At 67.1% G+C, this 3,528-nt stretch carries 3 protein-coding genes and 2 pseudogenes; 3 read left to right on the forward strand and 2 right to left on the reverse strand.

The window, feature by feature from the left end; translation table 11 throughout:
• Positions 1 to 182: 182 nt before the first annotated feature.
• Together ABZ070_RS36215 and ABZ070_RS36220 are read right to left on the reverse strand one after the other, a co-directional pair.
• Positions 183 to 476, reverse strand: a complete 294-nt coding sequence (locus ABZ070_RS36215) for an ATP-binding protein (RefSeq protein WP_356640322.1) — start codon at positions 474 to 476, stop codon at positions 183 to 185.
• A 342-nt stretch (positions 477 to 818) separates the two neighbouring features.
• A pseudogene (locus tag ABZ070_RS36220) lies at positions 819 to 1,500 on the reverse strand (IS21 family transposase); the annotation flags it as partial.
• Positions 1,501 to 1,549: 49 nt separating this feature from the next.
• Here ABZ070_RS36220 and ABZ070_RS36225 point away from each other — a divergent pair.
• From ABZ070_RS36225 to ABZ070_RS36235, 3 genes and pseudogenes are all read left to right on the forward strand, one after another.
• Positions 1,550 to 2,008 (forward strand): annotated as a pseudogene (locus ABZ070_RS36225) (transposase); the annotation flags it as partial.
• 852 nt (positions 2,009 to 2,860) lie between these two features.
• Positions 2,861 to 3,136 (forward strand): type II toxin-antitoxin system prevent-host-death family antitoxin, encoded by a 276-nt coding sequence (locus ABZ070_RS36230; RefSeq protein WP_356640324.1) that lies wholly within the window; start codon positions 2,861 to 2,863, stop codon positions 3,134 to 3,136.
• Positions 3,133 to 3,384: a type II toxin-antitoxin system RelE/ParE family toxin gene (locus ABZ070_RS36235; RefSeq protein ID WP_356640326.1), complete on the forward strand. Its 252-nt coding sequence runs from the start codon at positions 3,133 to 3,135 to the stop codon at positions 3,382 to 3,384. The genes ABZ070_RS36230 and ABZ070_RS36235 overlap by 4 nt, the downstream gene beginning before the upstream one ends.
• The last annotated feature ends 144 nt before the right edge of the window (positions 3,385 to 3,528 follow it).

Genomic DNA, 3,528 nt, shown 5'->3' on the forward strand with positions numbered 1-3,528 from the left:
CAACAAAACACTCGCACTGCCCGCCACGCAGACGTGATCACAACACCAGCCGCTACCCCGACACGGCCCCATGCCAATCACGCACGAGGTCGTAAGCATTTGATCTTGATCTTGGGGACGCGGAAACCCGACTGAAACGCTGGCTACCCACCTGCCAGGCCTTCACGTGTGTGCGAGGGCATTCAGTCGTGCTTTTCCTCCTCGGCCTCCATGTGCCGGATTCCCTCGTGGGTGAGTGTGATCATCGTGGGGGTGTTGCGGGCGAGTGCCTCCTTGAGCAGGGTGTCGAACTCGATGGGGCGTACGGGCGGCTCACCGGGCAGCCCCAGTGCCTGGAACAGGCCATGGCGGATGTCGCGCGGGGTCGGTCCGGCCCGTAGTTCCAGGCGGTGGGTGATGTCTGGTGCGAGGTGGCGCGGCGCGGAGTTCACCGACATCGTCTTGCCGGATCCGGCCGGTCGGTAGACGCACATCATGGCCTTGGCCTCGATGACGGCCTCGATGTTGTCCCGGGTGGTCAGCAGCGTGTCGGTGCCGACCAGCTATGCCTGCTCCGGGCCCAGGAAGTGGTCTTCGCTCTCGTCGGGCAGGCAGTCTGTAGTCCAGGTCAGCGATCATCAGCTTCTGTCCTCATCAGCAGTAGGTGGGCGCGGGAGCGTGGGGCGGGCCCAGGTGTCGGGTGCGGGGCAGTGCGGAACGAGATCGGGGCGGGCCAGAGCGCGGCGGTCCGTCTGGGCTGCTGCGCCCAGTTCCTCTTCGGCCTGAGCCGCGGTGGGGGAGATGAGCCGGCTTGGGCGGGGCGGCGGTGGTGGAGGCTTCTGCGGGTCGACGGAGTAGTCGACCGTGTCGACGCGGACGTAGTAGTCACGGCCGAGTCGGGCGCGGGCGTTCAGCCCGATCGGCGGGCGGACCGGCGGCAGCGGGATCATCGCCAGGTAGTCGGTCCGCAGCAGGTCGACGGGCCGTCCCTGGATCGAGCGGACAGTGCGGGTGTTGGCTTTCACCAGCCACTCGTCCAGCTGCTGGGTTGAAGTCCGCCGGGGAGGCGAAGCCGCGGCCGGGCAGGAACGAGGTCTCCAGGTACTTGGCGCGTTCGACGATGCCTTTGCATTCGGGGTTACGGGGTGGTGCGAGCTTGATCCTGGTGGCCAGGGTGCCGGCGAACGCCGCCGCTGGCGCGGTGACCTTCCCGGTGCCGCCGATCGCGGACTCGCGGTCCCAGACGAGTGTCTTCGTGACCCGGCCGATGCCGTCGATCAGCGACCACATGCCCGACAGGATGTCGCCGGCCGGCCGGGACGGGATCATCGTCGCGGTCATGAACTGGGAGAAGCCCAGCGTCATCACCAGCACCGGCAGCATCCGCTCCTGCCCGGCGCCGACCTGGATCTTTCGTCTCGGGGAACCACAGATCGCACTGGGCGACCTCACCGGGTTCATAAGTCACCCGGTCGACCGGATGCCCACATACTCCGGCCGGATCCGGGCCAGCCTCTTTCTTCAGGTGCGTGACGACCTGCAGGAGTACGTCGCCGAGAAGTTCGGGAGGGGCGGTGTGCTGATCATCGACGACACCGGCTTCCTGAAGAAGGGCACGGTCTCGGCCGGCGTCCAGCGGCAGTACTCGGGGACTGCCGGCCGCATGGAGACTGCCAGATCGGGGTCTTCGCCGCTTACGCGTCCCGGTATGGGCGGGCACTGGTGGACCCGGGAGTTGTATCTGCCGAAGTCCTGGACGGCGGACAGGGGACGCTGCGAGACGGCGAAGATACCCGGCGGCCGTGACTTCGCGACCAAGGGCGACCTCGCCAAGACCATGATCCAACGAGCTCTGGTGTCGCCGTTGCCCATCGCCTGGGTGACTGCGGACTCGGCCTATGGCCAGGAACGGCGGCTGCGGCGGGATGCTGGAGGAAGTCGGCGTCGGTTACGTCCTGGCCGTCCCGAAGTCCCAGCCCGTCCCCGCGCTGGGCCGGATCGATCTCGTTATAGCCCAAGCGCCGGATGAAGCCTGGGAGCGTCATTCCTGCGGTAACGGGGCGAAGGGGCCGCGCGTCTACGACTGGGCCGCGCGAAACCGCCGCGCTCGCGAGCGGTGACGCCCCCAGCCCCACGCCTAACTGAATGACTTGGTTTGCTCAGAACAGCGCCAGGCCCTCACTGCTGGTGTCCGCAATGACCGGCCGGGACCGGGTGGTGATGATCTGCGGGTTTGTCGGTAGTGGTTCGGCATCGTGATGTCAGTGCGGTGTGTGTAGGGTTCTGGCTGTTCAGCCGGTTGTGATGGGGGGTTTCGACTGGTGACATGGATGCCGATGTGGGGCTGACGTTCTTGGTGTCTGGGCGGGTCGGTTGGTTGCCGGTCGGTACAGCATGGAGCGTGTTGTCGCTGCTCATGGCCGTGTGAGTGCCCGGGGAGCGCCGCTCTACCGTCCGGCGAAAGCGCCTTGCGGATCTGCGCGTCTTCTTCGGGCGCAGCTGGGCGGAGATGGCGAAAGCTCTCGGCATGGCGGAGGAGACGTACCGGCAGGTGGAGACCACCTGCACCGCGGCCGGCTCAGCCAGAGCCGCTACGACCCGTCTCTTGACTACTGGATTGCCTGGTGGGAGTGGGTGCCGCGCACCTTTGGCGTCAGCCCTGACCGTCTCGCCGCACGAAATCATTGTCGGGCGGGAGCGAGGGTGGCGCCTGTTTCGTGGGCAGAACCTGGAATGGGCCGTGAGGCTTCAAGCCTTTTGATGGTTCGTGTAGCAGCGTCCGCCAGGCCTGGCCGGCCTCGGTAGGCCGCCTCCGACCGCGGTCTCCTGCGCACATCGAGAAGCGACTCCGTACAGACCTGCAGGTGTGTACTGTTCAGGGATGGATGAGACCTACCCGCTCGTGCGGGCCCGCAACGAGCTCGGACAACTGGTCAGCCGCGTCCGGCACGGCCGTGAACATTTCGTGATCAGCGAGTACGGTCAGCCCGCCGCTGCCCTGATCCCCATAGACGAACTCGACGAACTGCGTCGTCTGCGCGACGAGGCCGACATCGCCGAAGCCCAGCGCCGCGCCGCGGCCGCTGGCGACACCAAGACCCACGAGGCGTTCATGGCCGAACTGGAAGCTGAGGACCGTCAGGCAGCCGCCTCGTGACCTACACCGTGGTCTGGCAGCACCAGGCCATGACCGAGTTCCGCCGCCTGCGCCAGCTTGACCCCACCGGCGCCAAAGAGTGCGCCGCCCAGGTCCGCGCCCTGGCGGATGACCCCCGCCCCTCAACCGCCCGCCAGCTCGGCCACTCCGCCTACTGGCGACTGCCCGTCGGGAACTGGCGCGTCCTCTACCTGCCCGACGAGGACACCATCACCGTGATGGTCCTGAAGGTCGGGCGCGTCATCTGACACGCGGAGACGACGGGTGCCCGGGGAACAATCCCCCGGCACCCGCCGTCCGACCCCACCCACCACAACCAAGATCGGAAGAGCGGCGTGGAGGGAAAGAGTGTGGGTGTGCGTGTGTGGATGTCGGTGGTGGGCGGATCAGTA

This window comes from Streptomyces sp. NPDC006283, from assembly GCF_040613325.1.
GTDB lineage: Bacteria > Actinomycetota > Actinomycetes > Streptomycetales > Streptomycetaceae > Streptomyces.